This window comes from Streptomyces sp. HUAS CB01, assembly GCF_030406905.1.
Classification (GTDB): Bacteria; Actinomycetota; Actinomycetes; order Streptomycetales; family Streptomycetaceae; genus Streptomyces; species Streptomyces chengbuensis.
On sequence record NZ_CP129137.1, the window covers coordinates 3,533,071 to 3,554,010 of the forward strand.

Annotated in this window: 18 protein-coding genes and 2 pseudogenes; 11 read left to right on the plus strand and 9 right to left on the minus strand. The window is 72.5% G+C overall.

Annotated features, from left to right (window positions below):
* Positions 1 to 70 precede the first annotated feature (70 nt).
* Entirely contained in the window at positions 71 to 568 is a 498-nt protein-coding gene (locus tag QRN89_RS15560; protein WP_290350010.1) for a hypothetical protein, read from the plus strand.
* Positions 569 to 695: 127 nt separating this feature from the next.
* On the opposite strand, the pseudogene QRN89_RS15565 reads toward QRN89_RS15560, so the two are convergent.
* Positions 696 to 1,010: pseudogene (locus tag QRN89_RS15565) on the minus strand (HAD-IA family hydrolase); the annotation flags it as partial.
* Between QRN89_RS15565 and QRN89_RS15570 the strand changes: the two are divergent.
* A pseudogene (locus QRN89_RS15570) lies at positions 976 to 1,071 on the plus strand (Uma2 family endonuclease); the annotation flags it as partial. The pseudogenes QRN89_RS15565 and QRN89_RS15570 overlap by 35 nt on opposite strands.
* 101 nt (positions 1,072 to 1,172) lie before the next feature.
* Here the strand turns inward: QRN89_RS15570 and QRN89_RS15575 are convergent.
* Positions 1,173 to 4,085, minus strand: a complete 2,913-nt coding sequence (locus tag QRN89_RS15575; RefSeq protein ID WP_290350011.1) for an FAD-binding and (Fe-S)-binding domain-containing protein — start codon at positions 4,083 to 4,085, stop codon at positions 1,173 to 1,175.
* 121 nt (positions 4,086 to 4,206) lie between these two features.
* Between QRN89_RS15575 and serC the strand changes: the two genes are divergently transcribed.
* From serC to QRN89_RS15590, 3 genes are all read left to right on the plus strand, one after another.
* Entirely contained in the window at positions 4,207 to 5,325 is a 1,119-nt protein-coding gene (serC, locus tag QRN89_RS15580; RefSeq protein ID WP_290350012.1) for a phosphoserine transaminase, read from the plus strand.
* Positions 5,326 to 5,726: 401 nt separating this feature from the next.
* Positions 5,727 to 6,140 carry a hypothetical protein gene (locus QRN89_RS15585; protein ID WP_290350013.1) on the plus strand — a complete coding sequence of 138 codons (414 nt, stop codon included), beginning with the start codon at positions 5,727 to 5,729 and terminating at the stop codon, positions 6,138 to 6,140.
* A gap of 786 nt (positions 6,141 to 6,926) precedes the next feature.
* Positions 6,927 to 7,580 carry a DUF4360 domain-containing protein gene (locus QRN89_RS15590; RefSeq protein ID WP_290350015.1) on the plus strand — a complete coding sequence of 218 codons (654 nt, stop codon included), beginning with the start codon at positions 6,927 to 6,929 and terminating at the stop codon, positions 7,578 to 7,580.
* 405 nt (positions 7,581 to 7,985) lie between these two features.
* On the opposite strand, the gene QRN89_RS15595 is transcribed toward QRN89_RS15590, so the two are convergent.
* Positions 7,986 to 8,975: an SdiA-regulated/phytase-like domain-containing protein gene (locus QRN89_RS15595; RefSeq protein WP_290350017.1), complete on the minus strand. Its 990-nt coding sequence runs from the start codon at positions 8,973 to 8,975 to the stop codon at positions 7,986 to 7,988.
* A 70-nt stretch (positions 8,976 to 9,045) separates the two neighbouring features.
* Here QRN89_RS15595 and QRN89_RS15600 point away from each other — a divergent pair, with 70 nt between their 5' ends.
* Positions 9,046 to 9,735 (plus strand): GDSL-type esterase/lipase family protein, encoded by a 690-nt coding sequence (locus QRN89_RS15600; protein ID WP_290350018.1) that lies wholly within the window; start codon positions 9,046 to 9,048, stop codon positions 9,733 to 9,735.
* 106 nt (positions 9,736 to 9,841) lie between these two features.
* Here the strand turns inward: QRN89_RS15600 and QRN89_RS15605 are convergent, their stop codons facing one another.
* Positions 9,842 to 10,297 carry a carboxymuconolactone decarboxylase family protein gene (locus tag QRN89_RS15605; RefSeq protein WP_290350019.1) on the minus strand — a complete coding sequence of 152 codons (456 nt, stop codon included), beginning with the start codon at positions 10,295 to 10,297 and terminating at the stop codon, positions 9,842 to 9,844.
* A 210-nt stretch (positions 10,298 to 10,507) separates the two neighbouring features.
* Here QRN89_RS15605 and QRN89_RS15610 point away from each other — a divergent pair, with 210 nt between their 5' ends.
* Both QRN89_RS15610 and QRN89_RS15615 read left to right on the plus strand, forming a co-directional pair.
* Positions 10,508 to 10,711, plus strand: coding sequence for an antitoxin (locus QRN89_RS15610; RefSeq protein WP_290350020.1), 204 nt, complete (start codon positions 10,508 to 10,510; stop codon positions 10,709 to 10,711).
* Between the two features lie 39 nt (positions 10,712 to 10,750).
* Positions 10,751 to 11,191 carry a CBS domain-containing protein gene (locus QRN89_RS15615; protein ID WP_290350021.1) on the plus strand — a complete coding sequence of 147 codons (441 nt, stop codon included), beginning with the start codon at positions 10,751 to 10,753 and terminating at the stop codon, positions 11,189 to 11,191.
* Positions 11,192 to 11,863: 672 nt separating this feature from the next.
* On the opposite strand, the gene QRN89_RS15620 is transcribed toward QRN89_RS15615, so the two are convergent.
* The 4 genes from QRN89_RS15620 to QRN89_RS15635 all read right to left on the minus strand — a co-directional run bounded on the left by QRN89_RS15620 (position 11,864) and on the right by QRN89_RS15635 (position 15,703).
* Positions 11,864 to 12,853, minus strand: a complete 990-nt coding sequence (locus QRN89_RS15620; RefSeq protein WP_290350022.1) for an aldo/keto reductase — start codon at positions 12,851 to 12,853, stop codon at positions 11,864 to 11,866.
* Between the two features lie 363 nt (positions 12,854 to 13,216).
* Positions 13,217 to 13,786: an RNA 2',3'-cyclic phosphodiesterase gene (gene thpR, locus QRN89_RS15625; protein WP_290350023.1), complete on the minus strand. Its 570-nt coding sequence runs from the start codon at positions 13,784 to 13,786 to the stop codon at positions 13,217 to 13,219.
* A gap of 89 nt (positions 13,787 to 13,875) precedes the next feature.
* Entirely contained in the window at positions 13,876 to 15,240 is a 1,365-nt protein-coding gene (locus QRN89_RS15630; protein WP_290350025.1) for an MFS transporter, read from the minus strand.
* A gap of 25 nt (positions 15,241 to 15,265) precedes the next feature.
* The gene (locus tag QRN89_RS15635; protein ID WP_290350026.1) at positions 15,266 to 15,703 is read right to left on the minus strand and encodes a MarR family winged helix-turn-helix transcriptional regulator; all 438 of its coding nucleotides are present in this window, start codon (positions 15,701 to 15,703) and stop codon (positions 15,266 to 15,268) included.
* Between the two features lie 162 nt (positions 15,704 to 15,865).
* On the opposite strand from QRN89_RS15635, the gene QRN89_RS15640 reads away from it, so the two are divergent.
* Entirely contained in the window at positions 15,866 to 16,099 is a 234-nt protein-coding gene (locus QRN89_RS15640) for a hypothetical protein (RefSeq protein ID WP_390701578.1), read from the plus strand.
* Between the two features lie 45 nt (positions 16,100 to 16,144).
* Here QRN89_RS15640 and QRN89_RS15645 read toward each other — a convergent pair whose 3' ends face one another.
* A complete protein-coding gene (locus QRN89_RS15645) occupies positions 16,145 to 17,611 on the minus strand; it encodes an NCS2 family permease (protein ID WP_290350028.1) in 1,467 nt (488 codons plus the stop codon).
* A 213-nt stretch (positions 17,612 to 17,824) separates the two neighbouring features.
* Here QRN89_RS15645 and QRN89_RS15650 point away from each other — a divergent pair, with 213 nt between their 5' ends.
* Positions 17,825 to 18,085 carry a DUF2530 domain-containing protein gene (locus tag QRN89_RS15650; protein WP_290350029.1) on the plus strand — a complete coding sequence of 87 codons (261 nt, stop codon included), beginning with the start codon at positions 17,825 to 17,827 and terminating at the stop codon, positions 18,083 to 18,085.
* Positions 18,086 to 18,215: 130 nt separating this feature from the next.
* Positions 18,216 to 20,669: an HAD-IC family P-type ATPase gene (locus QRN89_RS15655; protein WP_290350030.1), complete on the plus strand. Its 2,454-nt coding sequence runs from the start codon at positions 18,216 to 18,218 to the stop codon at positions 20,667 to 20,669.
* The last annotated feature ends 271 nt before the right edge of the window (positions 20,670 to 20,940 follow it).

The window sequence follows — 20,940 nt, forward strand, 5'->3', positions numbered from 1 at the left end:
GCGGTACAAACGCGCGACACTCAGGGATCAGTTCCGGCCATCTCCATGCCCGGACATCCCGTGAATTGACGTGCACACAACTACCTGGGGGGTCGTCATGCAGGGACGCTGGGAGAAGCTGAAGCAGAGAGGCGGCATCAGCCTCTTCGTCCTCGCGGTGGGACTCGGCATCTTCTTCTTCGTCGGCAGCGCCTCGCAGGCGCCCAGCGGCTGGGGCGCCGCGTACGCCGCCGGCAAGCCCGTCACCGTTCAGCTGTCCAGCTCCTGCCGTATCGAGACCGTCGGCGACGGCAAGAGCACCGGCAAGTGCGAGGGCACGAAGTGGACGGTCGACGGCCGGTCCCACACCGGAACGCTCTACGCCTACGGCGACGACATCACACGCTCCGCGGACGGGGCCCTGACCTTCTCCGGCGAGGCGAAGGCCCTCGGCGACCGCGCCTACGGCCGTCCGGACACCTGGCTGACCGTCGTCCACCTCGGCGCCCTCGGCCTCGCGGCCATCGGCGTCCTCGCCCTGCTCGGCAGCCTGGTCTCGGTCGTGCTGCCGTCCCGCCGGACGGCCTGAGCCGCGCGGGCACGGCCGGGCCGCGACGCCCGCCCCGCGAGGTCGCCGCACCCGTGCGGCGACCTCGCGGAGCCCGGCGGCACCACCGGTTCACGGGGCGCGCCGATCACGGTGACCGTCGCGCCGTTCAGCCCCCGGCCATCCCGAGCAGCGGGGGAAGCTCCCGCATGTCGTCGAACACCACCGTGCCCGGCCCCGCCGGCCGCGCCGCCGGGGTCAGGCCCCCGCAGTGGCCGAAGGCCCGCATACCCGCCGCCCGGGCGGCCCGCACTCCGTAGGCGCTGTCCTCGACGACCGCGCACCGGCCGGGCTCCACGCCCAGGGAGCGCGCCGCGTGCAGGAAGAGGTCGGGCGCGGGCTTGCCGACCGACAGGATCGAGATGGCTGAGAGCGACAACGAGCGCACCCTGGACGCGATGTTCGATGCGCTCGAGCGGATGCCCGTCCCCGAGGGGTACAAGGTCGAGATGGCCGAGGGGACCGTCTTCATGTCGCCGCAGCGCTCCACGACGGTCACCATGGCGCTCCTCCACGGCCGCCGCGTCGTGGCGGGCAGCCGCGCAGTACAACGGTACGTACGGGAGCCGGGACCCGCCCGGCACCGTCACACGCCGTCCACCGGCTCCACCGGCTCCGCCGTCAGCACCTCCGCCAGCACCTCCGCCAGATGCCGCCCCCGCCGGCCCGCCAGCTGTTCCAGCTGGGTGCGGCAGGAGAAGCCGTCCGCGAGCAGGACGGTGCCGGCGGTCGCCGCGCGCACCGCGGGCAGGAGCCTGTCCTCCGCGCAGGCCACCGACACCTCGTAGTGGCCGCGCTCGAAGCCGAAGTTGCCCGCGAGCCCGCAGCAGCCGCCGCTCAACTCGCCGATGAGACCCGCCCGTTCGCGCAGCCGGCGCTCGGCTGCGTCGCCCAGGACCGCGTGCTGGTGGCAGTGGGTCTGGCCGGCGACCGGGCGGTCCAGACGGGGCGGGCGCCAGTCCGGGGCGTACTCCTCCAGGGCGGCCGCGAAGGTGCGTACGGAACCGGCCAGCCGCCGTGCCCGCGGATCGTCGGCCAGGAGTTCCGGGAGGTCCGTGCGCAGAGCCGCCGCGCAGCTCGGTTCGAGCACGACCACGGGCGCACCCCGGTCCAGGACCGGTTCCATCACGTCCAGGGTGCGGCGCATGACCGCGCGGGCGCGGTCCAGTTGGCCGGTGGAGACGTAGGTCAGCCCGCAGCAGACCCGCCCCGGGGGCAGGGAGACGCCCAGGCCCGCCGACTCCAGGACCCGGACGGCGGCGCGGCCGACCGACGGGGAGAGGTGCTCGGTGAAGGTGTCGGGCCAGAGCACGAGCGGTGAGCCGGGAGTTCCGTGGCGCCGCCACCAGGAGGTGAAGGTGCGCGTGGCCAGTCGCGGGATGTCCCGCTCGGGCGCGATGCCGCCGAGGCGCTTCGCGAGCGACGCGAGGGGCCCCACCCGCGAGGCCGCGTTCAGCAGCCCGGCCAACGGCGCGGCCGCCCGCAGCCAGCGCGGCAGCCGGCCCATGGTGTAGTGCGCCGCCGGGCGCGTCCGCCCCGCGTAGTGGTGGTGCAGGAACTCCGCCTTGTACGTGGCCATGTCGACGCCCACCGGGCAGTCGCTGCGGCAGCCCTTGCAGGACAGGCACAGGTCGAGGGCCTCGTGCACCTCGCGCGAGCGCCAGCCGCCGGTGACCACCTCGCCCGCCAGCATCTCGTGCAGGAGCCGGGCCCGTCCGCGCGTGGAGTGCTGCTCCTCGCCGGTCGCACGGTACGACGGGCACATCACCCCGGGCCCAGCGGAGGGCCCGTCCACACGGCACTTGGCGACTCCGACGCACCGCCGCACGGCGGCGGTGAAGTCCCCGCCGTCGTGCGGGTACCCGAAGGCCACGTCCACCGGTTCCCTCGGCAGGACGGCGAAGCGCAGGTTCTCGTCCAGCCGCGCGGGCCGGACCAGCATGCCCGGGTTCAGTCCGCCCGCCGGGTCCCAGAGGTCCTTGAACCGGCCGAAGAGCGCGACCATTTCGTCGCCGTACATCCTCGGCAGCAGCTCCGCGCGCGCCTGCCCGTCCCCGTGCTCCCCCGACAGCGAGCCGCCGTGCGCCACGACCAGCCCGGCCACGTCCTCCGAGAACGCGCGGAAGCGCCGTACGCCCGCCTCGCCCAGCAGGTCGAAGTCGATGCGGACGTGGATGCAGCCGTCGCCGAAGTGGCCGTACGGCGTGCCGCGCAGCCCGTGCTCGGCGAGCAACGCCCGGAAGTCCCGCAGATAGGCGCCCAGCCGGGCCGGGGGCACCGCGCAGTCCTCCCAGCCTGGCCAGGCCTCTCCCCCGGAGCCTCCTGCCTGGGTGGGGGTGCCCCCGGCGTAGCCAGGGGGAGTACCCCCACGGTCGGGCATCCGGGTCGCGGCGCCGGAGGCGTCCTCCCGGACGCGCCAGAGCATGCGCTGCCCCGCGGGGTCGGTGACGACGGTCCCGTCGAGGGCGTCCGCGCCGCGCACGACCTCCTCCGCGCGTGCCCGTGCCTCGGCGGCGGTCGCCCCGCCCGTCTCGACGAACAGCCACGCCCCGCCCCTCGGCAGCCCCGCGCCCACGGCGTCCGGGACGAGATCGTCCGCCATGCCCTCGACCGTGAGCGGCCGGTGGGACAGCAGCCCGGCGGCCGCTTCCGCGGCGGCGCTCTCGTCCGCGTACCCCAGCAGGGCGAGGGCGCGTGCGGGCGGCGAGTCCACCAGCCGTACGGTCGCCTCCGTCAGCACCGCGAGCGTGCCCTCGCTGCCGCAGAAGGCGCGGGCGAGATCGGTGCCGTTCTCGGGCAGCAGGGCGTCCAGCGCATAGCCGGAGATACGGCGCGGCAGTCCGCCGGGGAATCCGGTGCGCAGCAGCGCCAGATGGCCCGCCACCAGGTCCCGCAGCCCCTCCGGGGCGCCGGCCGTCCCCGGCCTGCTCCCGTCCGGTCCCCAGCCCTTGCCGAGCCGTAGTTCAGCGCCCCCGTACGTCACGACGGACAGTTCCCGGACGTTGTCCGCGGTCGTCCCCCACGCCACCGAGTGCGAGCCGCACGAGTTGTTGCCGATCATTCCGCCGAGCGTGCAGCGGCTGTGCGTGGAGGGGTCGGGGCCGAACGTCAGCCCGTGCCGCCCCGCCTCGTCCCGCAGCCGGTCCAGCACCGCGCCGGGCTGGACCACCGCCGTGCGGGCCGCCGGGTCGACGGAGACCACCGACCGCATGTGGCGGGTGAAGTCCAGGACGACACCGGTTCCGGTCGCCTGTCCGGCGATCGACGTCCCCGCCCCCCGGGGCACCACCGCAACCCCGTGGCCGCGGCAGACGGCGAGCGCCGCCGCGACGTCCGCGGCGTCGTACGGCGCGACCACGCCGTCCGGCACCCTGCGGTAGTTGGACGCGTCCATCGTCGTCAGCGCCCGCGCCCCGGGCGAGAAGTCCACCTCGCCGCGGACCTCGGCCCGCAGCGCCCGTTCCAGCTCCCTGCGATCCGCCACCGTGCGATCAGCCATGGACCCAGCGTGCCCCACGCTCGATCGGGTGACGCCGAAACCCGTCCCGACCAGTGATCGCTTGTCTCATTCGCCGGACAACGAGCCCGGTGACCTGGCGGAACCGACTAGGCTCCGGCTCGTGGCCGATATCCAGATTCCCGCTGACATCAAGCCCGGCGACGGTCGTTTCGGCGCCGGACCCTCCAAGGTGCGTACGGAGGCGCTTGACGCCCTGGCCGCCACCGGTACGTCCCTGCTCGGCACCTCCCACCGCCAGGCCCCGGTCAAGAACCTGGTCGGCTCCGTGCGCGAGGGCATCCGCGAGCTGTTCTCCCTCCCCGAGGGCTACGAGGTGATCCTCGGCAACGGCGGCTCCACCGCGTTCTGGGACATCGCGACCCACGGGCTCATCGAGAACAAGTCGCAGCACCTGTCCTTCGGCGAGTTCTCCTCGAAGTTCGCCAAGGCGGCGAAGCAGGCGCCGTGGCTGGCCGAGCCGACCGTGATCTCCTCCGACCCCGGTACGCACCCGGAGCCGCGGGCGGAGGCGGGCGTCGACGTCTACGCCTTCACCCACAACGAGACCTCCACCGGTGTCGCCGCCCCGATCAAGCGTGTCGAGGGCGCCGACGAGGGCGCGCTCGTCCTCGTGGACGCGACGTCCGGCGCGGGCGGCCTGCCGGTCGACATCACCGAGACGGACGTCTACTACTTCGCCCCGCAGAAGTCGTTCGCCTCGGACGGCGGCCTGTGGATCGGCGTGTTCTCGCCCGCCGCGCTGGAGCGCGCCGCCCGCGTCCACGGCTCCGGCCGGCACGTCCCGGAGTTCTTCAGCCTGCCGACGGCGATCGACAACTCGCTGAAGAACCAGACCTACAACACCCCGGCGCTGGCGACCCTCTTCCTGCTCGACGAGCAGCTGAAGTGGTTCAACGGGCAGGGCGGGCTGGACTGGGCGGTCCGGCGGACCGCCACCTCCGCGCGCCACCTGTACGGCTGGGCGGAGGAGTCGAAGCACGCCACGCCGTTCGTCACGGACCCGGCGAAGCGCTCGCAGGTCATCGGCACGATCGACTTCTCGGACGACATCGACGCGGCGGCGGTCGCGAAGGTGCTGCGGGCCAACGGGATCGTGGACACCGAGCCGTACCGCAAGCTCGGCCGCAACCAGCTGCGGATCGCGATGTTCCCGGCGGTCGACCCGGCGGACGTGCAGGCGCTGACGGCCTGCGTGGACCACGTGATCGAGAGGCTGTGACCCGGGCGTCGTGAACGCCGGCAGCCGGCCGGTCGTGTCACGGCGGCCCGGCGGACGCAGCGCGTCAGGCAGGAACAGGGCGGCACCACCGAGTGGACTCGGTGGTGCCGCCCTCTGCGTCGTGGCGGGTGCGTGCGCGGTCGGCCGCGGCCGTGCCGCGACCGGTTCGGGGGCGCGTCCGGTGCCGTTCCGGCGGACACCCGAGGGGGTGCCCGGGGCGGTACCGGCCGTTGGGGCATTGCCCAATGAGCCGATGCGGGGCGCGAGTCGACCGTTCTAGGGTGGAGGCCGGGCAGCGCCGCTCGGGCGCGATCCCCTCGGCCTCCGGCCGGAGCGGAGCGTGCGGGGGATCCCCCGGGACGAGCGAGCGGAGGCGCTACGGCAAGGTTCTTGGAGGGCACGTGAGGGGCAGGACACGGTCGCTGGTGGCCGTCGCGGGGATGACCGCCGTGATCGGCATCGGCGGTTCGGCGGGGAGCGTGCAGGCGGCACCCCAGAGGGCTGACGGAGCGAGCTGTTCCCTGGGCCAGGTGTGCCTGTGGGACCTGAAGAACTACAAGCGGCAGCAGACCTCCTGGGGGGCCACTCCCACATCCGCCAACGCCTGCTCCAAGGGCGCCAGGGGCCTGATCGACATCCGGCGGCACACCAACCGGCTGCCCCGCTCGGGATGGAACAAGTCCACGCGGAACTGGTACCTGGTCGGCAAGGACAAGAAGACGGTCAAGCTGACGGTCCCGAAGCGCGGGATGCGCGGCTCGAAGGTGCCGGACATCGCGAAGTACAAAGAGGTCTACTACATGTGCTGGAAGTAGGCACCGGGGTGGGCGGTACGTAGGCACCGGCGTTTGCCCGAAGCAGCCGGGGTTCGCGGGAAGTACGCACCGGCGTTTGCGGCGAGTGCACACCGGCACGCGGAACACCGCCGCGGGCGCCGGGCGTCCACCGTCCCGCGGCCCGCGGCGGTCCGGACGGGTTCCGTGGCGGGGGCCGCGAGCGGGAGGCGGGCTTCCGGCTCGTACGGCAGGGCCCGAGCGACAACCGGGCGCCCTGGGCGCAGGCGTCGCCCGGGGCGGTCCGGCGGCGGGACGGCCGCGGCGCCGACCGCACGGCAGTGACGGCACCACCGGTCCGACCCGGTGTGCCGCCCACCGGCTCGTCCCGGCTGCCGACGCCGGGACGAGCGCTCCCCCGTCGACCGGCCGCGGACGAGGCCGCTTCCGGCATCTCACCGCCACCTCCGGCCCTGACGGCCGGCCGGGACGCACACCGTGAACCGGGTCCGCGGCCCGCGCGGCGGACGACCGCCCCCGCACCGTTCAGGCCGGTACGCAAGGCCGCCGGCCCCGCCCGCCGCGTGCACGCAAGGTGCTCAATGTGTGAAAACGGTGTGCAGCAGGCGTGGAGATACGGCTGATAACCGCCCTACCCGGCAGGTGAGTTGGTCCCTACGATCCAAGCGATCCGATGCGTCTGACATGTTCACGCCTCAACAGTCCGGTGCTGTCGAAGGGCGGGACATGGGATCGGCTGGACCCCCCACGGTTCACGTCCCCGCAAGGCCACCGACCGACTCTCCCCCGACCACTGGAGTGCGCATCATGTCCCGTGCCTTACGCACCAGCGCCGCTCTCACCGCGGTCCTCGCCTCCACCCTCGTCGCCGGCAACGCCGGCAGCGCCAACGCGTCCATCGTCGCGCCGCCCGACAAGATCGTCATCGAGATCGCCACGGTGAACGGCTCGGGCTGCAGGCCCGGGACCGCGGCGGTGGCGGTCTCCCCCGACAACACCGCGTTCACCGTCACCTACAGCGACTACCTCGCCCAGGTCGGCGGGGGCGCCTCGCCCACCGACTTCCGCAAGAACTGTCAGCTGAACCTGATCGTCCACGTCCCGCAGGGCTTCACCTACGCCGTGGCCAGCGCGGACTACCGCGGTTACGCCAGCCTGCAGCGCGGCGCCACGGCCGTCCAGAAGGCGTCCTACTACTTCCAGGGCTCGCCCGACACTGCCGCCAGAAACCATCCCTACAGCGGCCCGTACGACGACAACTGGCAGGCCACCGACGAGACCGAGTGGGGCCAACTGGTCTGGGCTCCCTGCGGGGTGAAGCGGAACTTCAACATCAACACCGAACTCCGGGTGAAGGCGGGCACGTCCAGCCCGTCGAAGACCAGCTTCATGACGATGGACTCCACGGACGGCGAGATCAACACCGTCTACCGCCTCGCCTGGAAGGAGTGCCCGGCGTAACGGGAACGCCCGGCGAAGGCGGACCGGTCCGACGGAACCGCCAGGCACCGGGCGACCGGCGTGACGCCGTCCGGCCTCCCGCGGACCGGCGTCGCGCCGACGGGGTGGGCCCGCGCCCTCTCGCGGGCCCACCCTCCGGAACCCGGCCGGGCCCGGCGGTACGGACCCACCGGGCAGCCCGCCCGCGGCGCTCCCGCGACCGCCGGGCGGCAGACGGCCGGGCGGCCGGGAGGCCGAGCCACGCTCCGGCCCGGGCCACGTTCCCACCCGATCCGTGCACCCGCCCGACCCGCGTACCCGCCGCGTTGCAGACGGCCGGACGCGGCCGGCTCTCAGCGGCCCTCGGCCGCGCCGCCCCGCGAGGTCGGTGCGATCGGCCGCGCCCGCCCCGCGACGTGGGCGCGCTCAGCCGCGGCGCCGCCGGGACCTGAGCACGAGGAACGCCAGGACCACGGCGACGACGGCGCCCGCCGGCACGGCGAGACCCTTCTCGCCGTCGCCGCCCGCGCCCCGCGCCGACGCGTCCGTACCTCCGGACCGGGAGGGCGATGCCGCGTCCGGGCCCTTGCCGTCGTCGCGTCCCGCGTCCCGGCGCAGGACCTCGCTCTGCTGGCCCTCCGTCCCGAACATCAGCGACCTGCCGTCCGGGGTGAAGGTCACCGACTCGGCCTGGCCCTGCAGCGGCGCGCTGACATGGCGGTCGGCGCCCAGCCGCCCGTCGCGCCAGGCATAGCCGCGGGCGCTGAAGTACGAGCGCAGTACCAGTTCCCTGCCGTCGGGCGAGAAGGCGCCGTCCGTCACCCACGGCACCTCGCCGATCCGCCGGAAGACGTTCGTCCCGCCGGTCACCAGCCGTGCGGGGCCCTCGTAGAGCCCGCCGCCGTCCTCGTTCTTGCTGGCGATGTAGACCCGGCCGGTCTTCGGGTGCACCATCATCGCCTCGGCGTTACGGGGGCCGTCCGCGTACTGGACCGTGTACTGGGTGGCGTGGACGGTCACGTCCCGCAGCGTGCGCGGCTCGGGGAAGCGGTAGATCCAGACGTGGTCCCAGCTGCCGTTCGCGTTGTCGCCGATGTCCCCGACGTACACGTCGCCGTCGGGGCCGACCGAGATCGCCTCCATGTCGCGCGGCTTGCCCACGCCCTTGAGCGTGACGGTCGCCACGGTCCTGCCCGTCCGGGAGTCGACCGCGAAGACCCGGGGCTCGTCCTGGTCGTTGTGCGTCCAGTACACGCCGGGGTGGGCACGGCTGGCCGCGAGCCCGCTCGACTCCGTGATCCGCGGGTCCTTGATGGTGAAACCGTCGGAGTCGTCGGCGGCGGCGGGCACGGCGGTCCCCAGGACCAGCACGGCGGCGGCGACGGCAGCCGCCCGAGTCGTACGCAACGAACGCATGCCCCCAAGTGTCCATCGTCACGTCACCGGCCGGAGCCACGCCCGGCGGGGGTCGGCCATCATTGGCCCCATGCGTTTCATGTTCGTCGGTGACTCCATGACCATCGGACGCGCCGGCGACTACACCTGGCGCTACCGGATGTGGCAGCACCTGAACCGCTCCTTCGGCGGCCCGTACGCGATCGTCGGCCCGCGCACCGAGCTGTACGACACCGCCGCCGACGCGCCCGTGTCCGCCGACTACGCCTGCCCCGACTTCCCCGCGAACGCCCGCCGCCACCTGGCGGGCTGGGGCGAGGGCTGGCTGCACATGGCGCCGGTCATCGGCGGGACGGTGGCCGCGACGAAGGCGGACGTGCTCCTCGTGTCGCTGGGGCTGATAGACCTCGGCTTCTACACGAACAGCACTCAGACCGCCGCGAACGCCCGGCAGTTCATCGCCGCGGCCCGCGAGGCCAACCCGCACGTCCGGGCCGTGCTGCTGCCGGTCATCCCCAACGTCCGTGCCCTGGTGGACGCCCCGTTCGCCGCCGAGTGCGAGCGGTTCAACGAACTCCTCGCCAAGGCGGTCGCGGACCTGGACACACCCGCGTCGCCGCTGCTGCTGGCCTCGACGCCGGAGACCTACGACCTCCACACCGACACCTACGACGGCACCCACCCGGGCCCCTCCGGAGAGCACAAGCTGGCGGCGGCCTTCGCCGGTGCGATGCAGCAGGCCTGGGGGCTGGGCGGACCGTACGAGCGGGCGGCGGACTAGGTGTGTTGCGAAAGCCCTGGCCTCCACCCGTTCCCGTCCGGTTCCTGTCCTCACCTGCCGCCGCACGTCACCGGGCGGCCTCAGCGGCCGCCCGGCCACCGGGCCCTCACCAGGTGGCGCCCGCGACCTGCCGGGTCGTGGCGTTCAGCCGGTTGAAGAGGTTCGTCGTACCGATCATGAGGATGACGGCGGCGAGCTGCCGCTCGTCGTAGTGGTCGGCCGCCTCGTCCCAGACCTCGTCCGGCACCGGATCGGACCGGTCGGCGAGGCGGGTCGCCGCCTCCGTCAGCGCCAGGGCGGCCCGCTCGGCATCCGAGAAGTACGGTGCCTCCCGCCACGCCGCGACGGCGGAGAGCTGCTCCTCGGTCACGCCGGCCTTCCTCGCGCTCCCGACACCGCCCACCACGCAGTAGCCGCAGCCGTTGATCTGGCTGGCCCGCAGGTGCACCAGTTCCAGTGTCGTCTCCGGCACCCCGCCCTTCCTCGTCGCCTTCAGCAGGCCGAGGACGGCCGGCATGGCCTCGGGGATGACGGTCGCGGGGTTGTTCATCCGTGCCTGCATGGTCTCTGTCCTCCGGGTTCTCGTCGTCACACCGCACTGACGGATCCCGCGGCGCGGATGTGACCGATGCCGGGAAATTTCTTCCGCCCGGTTCCGCCCCTGTTCGGCCCGCACGGGTTCGGCCGTCCGGGCGACCGCCCGCGCAGATGCGAACCGTGCAGGGGGAGGCGACCCTGGAGAAGCGGGGGCTCACGGCAAGGAGGACTGCCCATGTCCATGATGGACAAGCTCAAGCAGATGCTGAAGGGCCACGAGCACCAGGCCTCGAAGGGCGTCGACAGAGGCGGGGACACGATCGACGAAAGGACCCAGGGCAAGTACAGCGGCCACGTCGACACCGGCCAGGACAGGCTCAAGGAGCAGTTCGGCGGCGACCAGCCGGGCCAGGGTCAGGACAAGCCGCCGCAGCCCTGACGGGTACCCGTCGGAAGCCCTGAGGAACGGAAGGCAATCATGGCCGGGAACAGCAAGCTCACCGCCCGCGACATCATGAGCGGCGGAGTGCAGTGCATCGGTGCGCACCAGTCACTGCAGGAAGCGGCGCGCATGATGCGCGACCTGAACGTCGGCGCCCTTCCCATATGCGGCGACAACAACAGGCTCACGGGCCTGGTCACCGACCGCGACGTCGTCGTCCGGTGCTGTGCGGACGGCATAGACCCGGCGACGGTCCAGGCCGGTTCCCTCTCCGGTGAACTCCGCTGGATCGATGCGAGCGCCCCCGCCGATGAGGCGCTGCACCTGATGGAGGAGCACCAGATCAAGCGTCTCCCGGTGATCGACGTCGAGCACGGGCACCAGCTCGTCGGCATGATCACGGAGGCCAATCTCGCCAAGAACCTCTCGGACGAGCAGATCGCGGAGTTCGTGTCCAAGGTGTACGCGAACGCCTAGCCGGAGCGTGTTGCGCAAGTAGCTCCGTCCGCCCGCAGGGCGGGGCCTGCGGCGTCCGGTGCGTGCGATCGCAAGACGAAGGTCATCCTCGTACTGGACGTACTCGGATGACTCCGACAACGCAGCGGGCGTGCGTGCCGGGCGTCGCGGGCCAGGAGGGACTGTCGCCACACGCCCCAGGAGGGGCCGGTTCCCCTGTGGTCCGGCCGTACTCGGCGACCGCGCACTCTCTCTCCTGACAACCACCGACGCCGCCGCCGCGGCACACGCCGACGAGAAGATCCTCGCCTGGCGCTGGTGGACCCCGGAACAGCTGGCGCACGCCACGGAGGCGGTGTGGCCGCCGGACCTCGCGGAACTGCTGGCGGGCCGGCGGACGAGCCCCTGAGCCGGCCTCGCCGCCGGGCGCCTTGAGGGACGGCCCACCTTCCCCGTCCCCGGGGAGGCGTTCCGCGCGTACGCGTCGGGCGGTTCGGCGCCGGCGCCCACCTCCACCGCCAGGGTCGCCGAAGAAGGGGCGGACGTCCCGCCCCTCCCCCGGCAGCACCGGTCACGGTCTCCTCCCGATCCCGGCACCCCTCGGGCCCGGCACCCCTCGGGCCCGGCGACCCTCAGGCCCGGCACCCCTCGGGCCCGGCACCCCTCAGGCCCGGTGAACCCCGATCCCGGCGCTCACCAGGCGAACGCCTCCGGGGACGGGCCCGGGCCCGGGAAGATCGCGTCGAGTTCCTTCAACAGCTCCTCCGGAAGCTCCAGTTCGAGCGCCCGGAGAGCCGACGCCAGCTGGTCCGCCGTGCGCGGGCCGACGATCGGGCCCGTCACACCGGGACGGGTGAGCAGCCAGGCCAGGGCCACCTCGCCCGGCGGCAGGCCGTGCTTGTCGAGCAGGTCCTCGTACGCCTGGACCTTCTCCCGTACGGACGTGTCGGCGAGCGCGTCGGCCGAGCGTCCGGCGGAACGGCGGCCGCCCTCGGCCTCCTTCCTGATCACACCGCCGAGGAGCCCGCCGTGCAGCGGCGACCAGGGGATCACGCCGAGGCCGTACTCCTGTGCCGCCGGGATGACCTCCATCTCGGCGCGCCGCTCGGCGAGGTTGTAGAGGCACTGCTCGCTGACCAGCCCGAGGGAGCCGAGCCGGCGCGCTGTCTCGTTGGTCTGGGCGATCTTCCAGCCGGGGAAGTTGGAGGAACCGGCGTAGAGGATCTTGCCCTGGGCGATGAGGACGTCGATCGCCTGCCAGATCTCCTCGACCGGCGTGCTCCGGTCGATGTGGTGGAACTGGTACAGGTCGATGTAGTCGGTCCTCAGCCGCTTGAGGCTGGCGTCGACGGCCCGGCGGATGTTGAGGGCGGACAGCTTGTCGTGGTTGGGCCAGACCTCGCCGTCCGCGGCCATGTTCCCGTACACCTTGGTGGCGAGGACCACCTTGTCGCGGCGGTCGCCGCCCTTCGCGAACCAGGAACCGATGATCTCCTCGGTGCGGCCCTTGTTCTCGCCCCAGCCGTAGACGTTCGCGGTGTCGAAGAAGTTCAGGCCCGCGCCGAGCGCGGCATCCATGATCGTGTGGCTGTCGGCCTCAGTGGTCTGGGGCCCGAAGTTCATTGTGCCGAGGACGAGTCGGCTTACCTTGAGTCCGGTGCGTCCGAGCTGCGTGTACTTCATGGGGCTCAGCCAACTGCTTCGAGTCCGCTCGAAGCAAGGGCATACCGGCGCGACCGGCCCCCGGCCTTCGTCGCGCCTCGGCGCCTCCCGGCACGGCCCGGCGCCTCCCCGGGCGCTTCTCGCGCCTGCCGCGCCTTCCGCGCTTCCCGGCGCTCAGCGTCCGAGCGCGGCGGCCACCGCGACGACGGCGAACATCAGCACGAGCACACCGGCCATGATCCGGTTACGGGTCTTCGGGTCCACCCTTTGAGCGTAACCGGCAGGTCCGGGCCACCGGTGCGGGGGGCGTCGCATGCGACGTGGCGCGCAGGAGGCGGCAGCGCGGGCCGGTCCCGCGGCGCCGCAGCTTGTGACGTGCCCGCGTCAGCCAGCCGCTCCCAGGGGCCAGCTGTCCACCTCCTCGTAGCGCGGCCGCTCGCCCGGCCGGCCGCCGCCGGGCAGATTGCTGCGGACCAGCAGCAGCCGGGTCACCGTCCACGGCCGGCCCTCGAAGGGGGCCAGGGCGTCGACGTACGGGCGCAGGTCGGTGTCGGTACGGGTGCGGGCGAGGGTCAGATGGGCGTGGTAGCGGCGGTGCTCCTCCATCGCGATGCCCGCACGCCGCGCCGCGGCGTCCGTGCGCTCGGCGAGCACCCGCATCGCGTCGAGCCCGCCCGCCGCGCCCACCCAGAGCGTCCGCCGGCCGAAGCGGCCCCCGCCGTGCAGCCGCAGCCGGAACTCCTCGCTGCGGCGGGCGGCCCGCCCGAGCCGCTCCCCCAGATCGGGGAGCAGCGCCTCGTCGACCTCCCCCATGAACGCGAGGGTGAAGTGCCACCCCGGCCGGCCGGTCCAGCGCAGGCCGTCCGCTCCGGGCAGCCCGTGCAGCCGGTCCACGGCCCGCCCGAGCTCCCGCAGGGCCTCCTCGGGCGGCATCACGGCGGCGAAGAGTCTCATGCCCCGAGTCTCGCAGCGAGGGGTTCGCCCCCGCTCGGTGCCGGCGCGGGCGCCGGGACCCGTCGGCCCCGGCGCCCGCGCCGGAACTCCTACGCCGCGGCCGTCAGACGCTCGCGCGGAACCATCCGTACGTGCCGATGCCCGGGGCGGAGGTCCAGCTTCAGCCGCATGCCGCCGACCCTGACCAGGATCAGTCCGATCGTGACGGCCGCGATCGCCGCGACCGCGCCGCCCGTCGCCATGCCGGCCCGTACGCCGTAGGTGTCAGTGATCCAGCCGACGACGGGGGCGCCCACCGGCGTACCGCCGACGAAGACCATCATGTAGAGGCTCATGACCCGGCCCCGCATCACCGGGTCCGTCGCCATCTGGACCGACGAGTTGGCCGTCACGTTCACCGTCAGGCCGACCATGCCGATCGGGACGAGCAGCGCGGCGAAGAGCCAGAAGGACGGCGAGAACGCGGCCGCGATCTCCAGCACGCCGAAGAGGGCCGCCGCGCCGAGGAGCATCCGCAGCCGCGCGGAGGCGCGGCGGGCGGAGAGCAGGGCCCCGGCCAGGGAGCCGGCCGCCATCAGGGTGTTGAACAGGCCGTACGTACCCGCGCCCGCGTGGAAGACCTTGTCGGCGAAGGCCGTCAGCCAGATCGGGAAGTTGAAGGCGAACGTGCCGATGAAGCCGACGAGCACGATCGGCCAGATCAGCTCGGGCCGTCCGGCGACGTACTTCAGTCCCTCCCTCAGCTGGCCCTTGCCGCGCGGCACCCGTTCGGTCCGGTGCAGTTCGGCCGGACGCATCAGCAGCAGACCGATGATCGGCGCCAGGAACGACAGGCCGTTGAGCAGGAAGGCCCAGCCGCTGCCGACGGCGGTGATCAGCACACCGGCGACGGCGGGGCCGATCAGCCGCGCGGACTGGAAGTTCGCGGAGTTGAGGCTGACGGCGTTGCGGAGCTGCCCCGGCCCGACCATCTCGGACACGAAGGACTGGCGGGTCGGGTTGTCGACGACCGTGACCATGCCGAGCAGGAACGCGACCAGGTAGACGTGCCAGACCCGGACCTCGCCGGACAGGGTGAGCACGGCGAGCGCGAGCCCGCAGAGGCCGAGGGCACCCTGGCTGAAGAGCAGCAGCAGGCGCTTGGGGTAGCGGTCGGCGACGACTCCGCCGTACAGGCCGAGGAGCAGCATCGGCAGGAACTGCAGGGCCGTGGTGATGCCGACGGCCGCGGACGAGCCGGTGAGGCTCAGGACGAGCCAGTCCTGGGTGATGCGGGCCATCCAGGTGCCCGTGTTGGAGACGATCGCTCCGGTGAAGAACAGCCGGTAGTTGCGGACCCGGAGCGAGGAGAACGTCCCCTGGCCCGTCCGGTCTCCCGGGGCTGCGGCGTGCGTGTCGTTGTCGTCGTGGGGCTTCGGTGCGGGTGCGGAGTCTGCTCCGGGTCCCGAACTCAAAGAGGTCGCCTCCTCGGCTGGTCGTCTACAGGTGCGCGAGCTTCTCCAGTACGGGGGCGGCCGCGCGCAGCTTGGCCCACTCCTCCTCGTCCAGGCCCTCGGCGAGCGAGGCCAGCCAGGCGTTCCGCTTGCGGCGGGACTCCTCGAGCATGGCCTCGGCCCGCTCGGTCTGGCTGACCACCTTCTGCCGGCGGTCCTCGGGATGCGGCTCCAGCCGGACCAGCCCCTTGGACTCCAGCAGCGCCACGATGCGGGTCATCGACGGCGGCTGGACGTGCTCCTTGCGGGCCAGCTCACCGGGGGTGGCCGAGCCGCAGCGGGCGAGTGTGCCCAGCACCGACATCTCGGTGGGGCTCAGCGATTCGTCGACGCGCTGGTGCTTCAGGCGCCGGCCCAGCCTCATGACGGCCGAGCGCAGTGAGTTCACGGCGGCGACGTCGTCGCCGTGGGTCAGGTCAGGCATGTTCCTTAGCATAACTCATTACCTATGCTAATGACCACTGGGTTGTACCCCGCATGCCTGCATCACTCAAATGAGTGAGATGGCTTCGGAAAGTGACGCACCGATCGGTTCCGGCCAACGATGCTGGCCGGCATGGCAACGACAGCATCGAGCGCATCGGCAGTGCTCAGCCTGCGGATGGACGGCGAGCTGCTCGACCGGCTCCGGGAGCATGCCGCCAGACGCGGAATGAGCGTCCAGGACTACGTGGTCCGGACGCTCGTCCGGGACGACTTCGACGAGCGCTTCAAAGCGGCCGTCGACGAGACGGAGAAGTTCTACGGCCCGGTGCCGGACCGGCCGGGACCCTGCGGGGATCCCGGCCGGTCCGGCACCGGGCACGGTACGGCGAGGTGAGGCCGGATGCCGGCGGCCGCGGAAGGCGCGGCGCCGGCGACGCGGTCAGGTGAGGCCCAGCGCCGGCATCGCGTAGTAGAAGAGGAAGACCGCCGAGACCACGTACATCGGGACCGGCACCTCACGGCCGCGCCCCACCGCGAGCCGCAGCACGCTGAAGGCGATGAAGCCGATGCCGATGCCGTTGGTGATCGAGTAGGTGAACGGCATCATCACCATGGCCAGGAACGCCGGCACGGCGATCGTGAAGTCGCTCCAGTCGATGTCCTTGACCGACCCGGCGAGGATCAGGAAACCGACCGCGAGCAGCGCGGGCGTCGCCGCCTGGGACGGGACCATCGTCGCCAGCGGCGTCAGGAACAGCGCCACCGCGAAGAGCCCGCCCGTGACGACGGACGCGAGGCCCGTGCGCGCGCCCTCGCCGACGCCTGCCGTGGACTCCACGAAGCAGGTGTTGGCGGAGGAGGAGGTGGCACCGCCCGCGGCGACGGCGATGCCGTCGACGATCAGCACCTTGTTGATGCCGGGGAAGTTGCCCTTGTCGTCCATCAGCTTCGCCTCGTCGCCGACGCCGAGGATGGTGCCCATCGCGTCGAAGAAGCACGACAGCAGCACGGTGAAGACGAACAGCGCGCCCGTGAGCAGGCCGACCTTCTCGAACCCGCCGAACAGGCTGACCTGGCCGACGAGGCCGAAGTCCGGCGTGGCGACCGGATTGCCCGGCCACTCCGGCACCGTCAGGCCCCACGCCCGGCCGGGGAGCTGGGCGACCAGCTGGATGACGACGGCGACCACCGTCATCACGACGATGGAGACCAGGATGGCGCCCGGCACCTTGCGGATGAGGAGCGCGAGCGTGAGCAGCGCGCCGAGCACGAAGACCAGGACCGGCCAGCCGGAGAGATGACCGGTGAGTCCGAGCTGCAGCGGGACGGTGGTGTGGGCGGCGTCCGGGATGCGGGAGACGAAGCCGGAGTCGACCAGGCCGATCAGCATGATGAACAGGCCGATACCGATCGCGATGCCCTTGCGCAGGCCGAGCGGCACGGCGTTCATGACCCGTTCGCGCAGGCCCGTCGCCACGAGCAGCATCACCACCAAGCCGGCGAGGACCACCATGCCCATGGCGTCGGGCCAGCTCATGCGGGGGGCGAGCTGGAGGGCGACGACCGTGTTCACCCCGAGGCCGGCGGCCAGGGCGATCGGCACATTGCCGATGACGCCCATGAGGAGCGTCGAGAAGGCCGCGGTCAGCACGGTCGCGGTGACCAGCTGGCCGCCGTCGAGCTGATGCCCGTACATGTCCTTGGCGCTGCCGAGGATGATCGGGTTCAGCACGACGATGTACGCCATGGCGAAGAAGGTGGCGAAACCGCCGCGAACCTCACGGGCGACCGTGGAGCCGCGGTCGGAGATCCTGAAGTAGCGGTCGATCCGGCCGGGGGCACGGGAACCGGAGTCGGGCCGCTGAGGCTGCCGGACGTCCGCGGGAGCGGTGGCCGTGGGGGGCATACGAGTCCTCGTCGAGGTGGTGCGGGGAAGCTGACCGCGCCCGACACTCCTTGGAGCTTCATACGAAGCAAACCGGCCGGACACAAACCGTTTCAGTATGAACGTATGACCCGAAGATCGGTATCTCCGCGCGTAGACGCCTGGGGGCACAGGGCGGTCACGGTCCTCGGGGACTCCGTCGGGGCCCGCAAGGGTGCCGCCTACACTGACCGCATGGCGAAGTGGACCCCCAAGCACGAGGCACCCGAGCCCCTGGAGGGGCCGGTCGTCGCCACCATCACCGGCGGCACGATCCTGTGGTTCGTCCTCTTCCTGGTCCAGGTCCCCTTCTACGCCTGGTTCGCCGAGCGCGAGCTGGACTGGTGGGTCTGGACGTGCCTCGCCGGCGGCGGCCTGGGCCTCATCGGCATCTGGTACGTACGCAAGCGCGACGCGGCGATCAAGCGCGCGGAAGCCGCGCGCGACACCGGCTGACGGGCCCGCCCCATCCGCCGGGACCGTACCGCCGGCCGTGGACCAACCCTCCCGCCGGACCCGGTCCCCGCCATGGCGGGATCCCCGGCTCGGGGGGTGAACGGGCCCGCGTCGCCGTACCGTACGAGGCATGACTCAGCGGTCGGAGATCGGCAGCGACGGAACCGAGCCGCGCGGCGGCCCGGTCATCGACGCGGGGGCGGAGCTCGACCCCGTGCATCCCGTGCCGCCGCCCGTGCGGCACCGGCCCGGCGGGCTGAGCGCCCACGAGGTCGCCGAACGCATCGCGCGCGGTGAGGTCAACGACGTCCCCGTACGCAGCAGTCGCTCCACCGTCGACATCGTCCGGGGCAACGTCTTCACCCGCTTCAACGCGATCATCGGCGTGCTCTGGGTGATCATGTTCTTCGTCGCACCGTTCCAGGACACCCTGTTCGGCTTCGTCATCCTCGCCAACACCGGCATCGGCATCATCCAGGAGCTGCGCGCCAAGAAGACCCTCGACGGCCTCGCCGTCATCGGCGAGGCGAAACCGACCGTCCGGCGCGACGGCGTCTCCGGCGAGGTGTCCACCTCGGAGATCGTGCTCGGCGACCTCATCGAACTCGGACCGGGCGACAAGGTCGTGGTCGACGGCGAGGTCGCCGAGGCCGACGGCCTCGAGATCGACGAGTCCCTGCTGACCGGTGAGGCGGACCCGGTCCTCAAGCGGCGCGGCGACCGGATGATGTCCGGCAGCTTCGTCGTCGCCGGCGGCGGGGCCTTCACCGCCACCAAGGTCGGCCGCGAGGCCTACGCGGCCCAGCTCGCGGAGGAGGCCTCCCGCTTCACCCTCGTCCACTCCGAACTGCGCTCCGGCATCTCCACGATCCTCAAGTACGTCACCTGGATGATGGTCCCGACCGCCCTCGGTCTCGTCGTCAGCCAGCTCTTCGTCAAGGGCGACGACTTCAAGGACTCGGTCGCGCGCACGGTCGGCGGCATCGTGCCGATGATCCCCGAGGGCCTCGTGCTGCTCACCTCCGTCGCCTTCGCGATCGGCGTCATCCGGCTCGGGCGCCAGCAGTGCCTCGTCCAGGAACTCCCCGCGATCGAGGGCCTCGCCCGGGTCGACGTGGTGTGCCTCGACAAGACCGGCACCCTCACCGAGGGCGGCATGGACGTCACCGAGCTGCGCACCCTCGACGGCTGCGACGAGGACTACGTGCGCACCGTCCTCGGCGCGCTCGGCGAGTCCGACCCGCGGCCCAACGCCTCCCTCCAGGCGATCATCGAGGCCTACCCGGACCGGGAGGAGTGGCGCTGCACCGAGTCCCTGCCCTTCTCGTCGGCGCGCAAGTACAGCGGCGCCGCGTTCAGCGAGGGCGACGGACAGAGCTCGACCTGGCTGCTGGGCGCCCCCGACGTACTGCTGCCGCCCGGCGCCCCCGCCCTGCGCGAGGTCGACGGCCTCAACGAGCAGGGCCTGCGCGTCCTGCTGCTCGCGCGCGCCGCGGTCGAGCTGGACGACCCGGACGTGGCCGCGGGCGCCCGGCCCACCGCGCTGGTCGTCCTGGAGCAGCGGCTGCGGCCGGACGCAGCCGACACCCTGCGCTACTTCGAGGAGCAGGACGTCGCGGCGAAGGTCATCTCCGGCGACAACGCGGTGTCGGTGAGCGCCGTGGCCGGCAAGCTCGGTCTGCCGGGCGCCGCGGACACCGTGGACGCCCGCAAGCTCCCGGCCGAGCGGGAGGCGATGGCCGACGAGCTCGCCGGCAACGCCGTCTTCGGCCGCGTCACCCCGCAGCAGAAGCGGGACATGGTCGGCGCCCTGCAGTCACGCGGCCACACGGTCGCGATGACGGGCGACGGCGTCAACGACGTCCTCGCGCTCAAGGACGCGGACATCGGCGTCTCCATGGGCTCCGGTTCCGAGGCGACGAAGGCCGTGGCGCAGATCGTGCTCCTCAACAACAGCTTCGCCACGCTGCCGTCGGTGGTGGCCGAGGGCCGCCGCGTCATCGGCAACATCACCCGCGTCGCCACGCTGTTCCTGACCAAGACGGTGTACTCGGTGCTGCTGGCGGTCCTGGTGGTCTGCTCCCAGGTCGAGTACCCCTTCCTGCCCCGCCATCTGACCCTGCTGTCCACACTGACCATCGGCGTCCCGGCGTTCTTCCTGGCCCTCGCGCCCAACAAGGAGCGGGCGAAGCCCCACTTCGTACGGCGGGTCATGAGGTACGCGATCCCCGGCGGGATCGTCGCCGCGGGCGCGACCTTCGCGACGTACCTCCTCGCCCGGCACCACTACAGCGGCCCCGGCGCACTGGCCGCCGAGACCAGCGCGGCGACGCTGACGCTGTTCCTCGTCGCCATGTGGGTCCTGGCGATCGTCGCCCGCCCCTACACCTGGTGGCGCGTGTGCCTGGTCGCCGCGATGGGGCTCGCCTTCCTGATCGTCCTCATGGTGCCCTGGCTGCAGGACTTCTTCGCCCTGCGGCTGGTGGGCACGACGATGCCCTGGGCGGCGGTCGCCATGGCCGCGGTGGCCGCGGCGGTGCTGGAGCTCGCGTGGCGGTGGGTGGACCGCCGTTTCCCGGCTTAGCCGTACGGACACACGACGCCGTCCGCCGGGAGGGCGGGGCGCGCGCCGTCCGGTGCGCGCGATCGCGAGGCGGAGGTCATGGGCGTACCCGGGACGACGCGGCGCGTGGGCGCGCCGCGTCGTCGGGCGGGATGTCAGACCCGGCCTGGGTGACCGGTGCGTCCGTGCGGGCAAGAGCCGTTCCCCGCACCGTGGGCCGGCGCGTCCGGCCCGGGACGCGTCCCGGCCCGGGAAACGCCGCGCCCGGCCCTTGAGGGGTTCTCAGGGCTCC

Coding starts and splice junctions, on each gene's coding strand:
- QRN89_RS15635 (WP_290350026.1), bottom strand. CDS start 15,703: ATGCCTGACCTGACCCACGGCGACGACGTCGCCGCCGTGAACTCACTG.
- QRN89_RS15610 (WP_290350020.1), top strand. CDS start 10,508: ATGTCCATGATGGACAAGCTCAAGCAGATGCTGAAGGGCCACGAGCAC.
- QRN89_RS15620 (WP_290350022.1), bottom strand. CDS start 12,853: ATGAAGTACACGCAGCTCGGACGCACCGGACTCAAGGTAAGCCGACTC.
- QRN89_RS15595 (WP_290350017.1), bottom strand. CDS start 8,975: ATGCGTTCGTTGCGTACGACTCGGGCGGCTGCCGTCGCCGCCGCCGTG.
- QRN89_RS15650 (WP_290350029.1), top strand. CDS start 17,825: ATGGCGAAGTGGACCCCCAAGCACGAGGCACCCGAGCCCCTGGAGGGG.
- QRN89_RS15645 (WP_290350028.1), bottom strand. CDS start 17,611: ATGCCCCCCACGGCCACCGCTCCCGCGGACGTCCGGCAGCCTCAGCGG.
- QRN89_RS15655 (WP_290350030.1), top strand. CDS start 18,216: ATGACTCAGCGGTCGGAGATCGGCAGCGACGGAACCGAGCCGCGCGGC.
- QRN89_RS15590 (WP_290350015.1), top strand. CDS start 6,927: ATGTCCCGTGCCTTACGCACCAGCGCCGCTCTCACCGCGGTCCTCGCC.
- QRN89_RS15575 (WP_290350011.1), bottom strand. CDS start 4,085: ATGGCTGATCGCACGGTGGCGGATCGCAGGGAGCTGGAACGGGCGCTG.
- thpR (WP_290350023.1), bottom strand. CDS start 13,786: ATGAGACTCTTCGCCGCCGTGATGCCGCCCGAGGAGGCCCTGCGGGAG.
- QRN89_RS15600 (WP_290350018.1), top strand. CDS start 9,046: ATGCGTTTCATGTTCGTCGGTGACTCCATGACCATCGGACGCGCCGGC.
- QRN89_RS15615 (WP_290350021.1), top strand. CDS start 10,751: ATGGCCGGGAACAGCAAGCTCACCGCCCGCGACATCATGAGCGGCGGA.
- QRN89_RS15605 (WP_290350019.1), bottom strand. CDS start 10,297: ATGCAGGCACGGATGAACAACCCCGCGACCGTCATCCCCGAGGCCATG.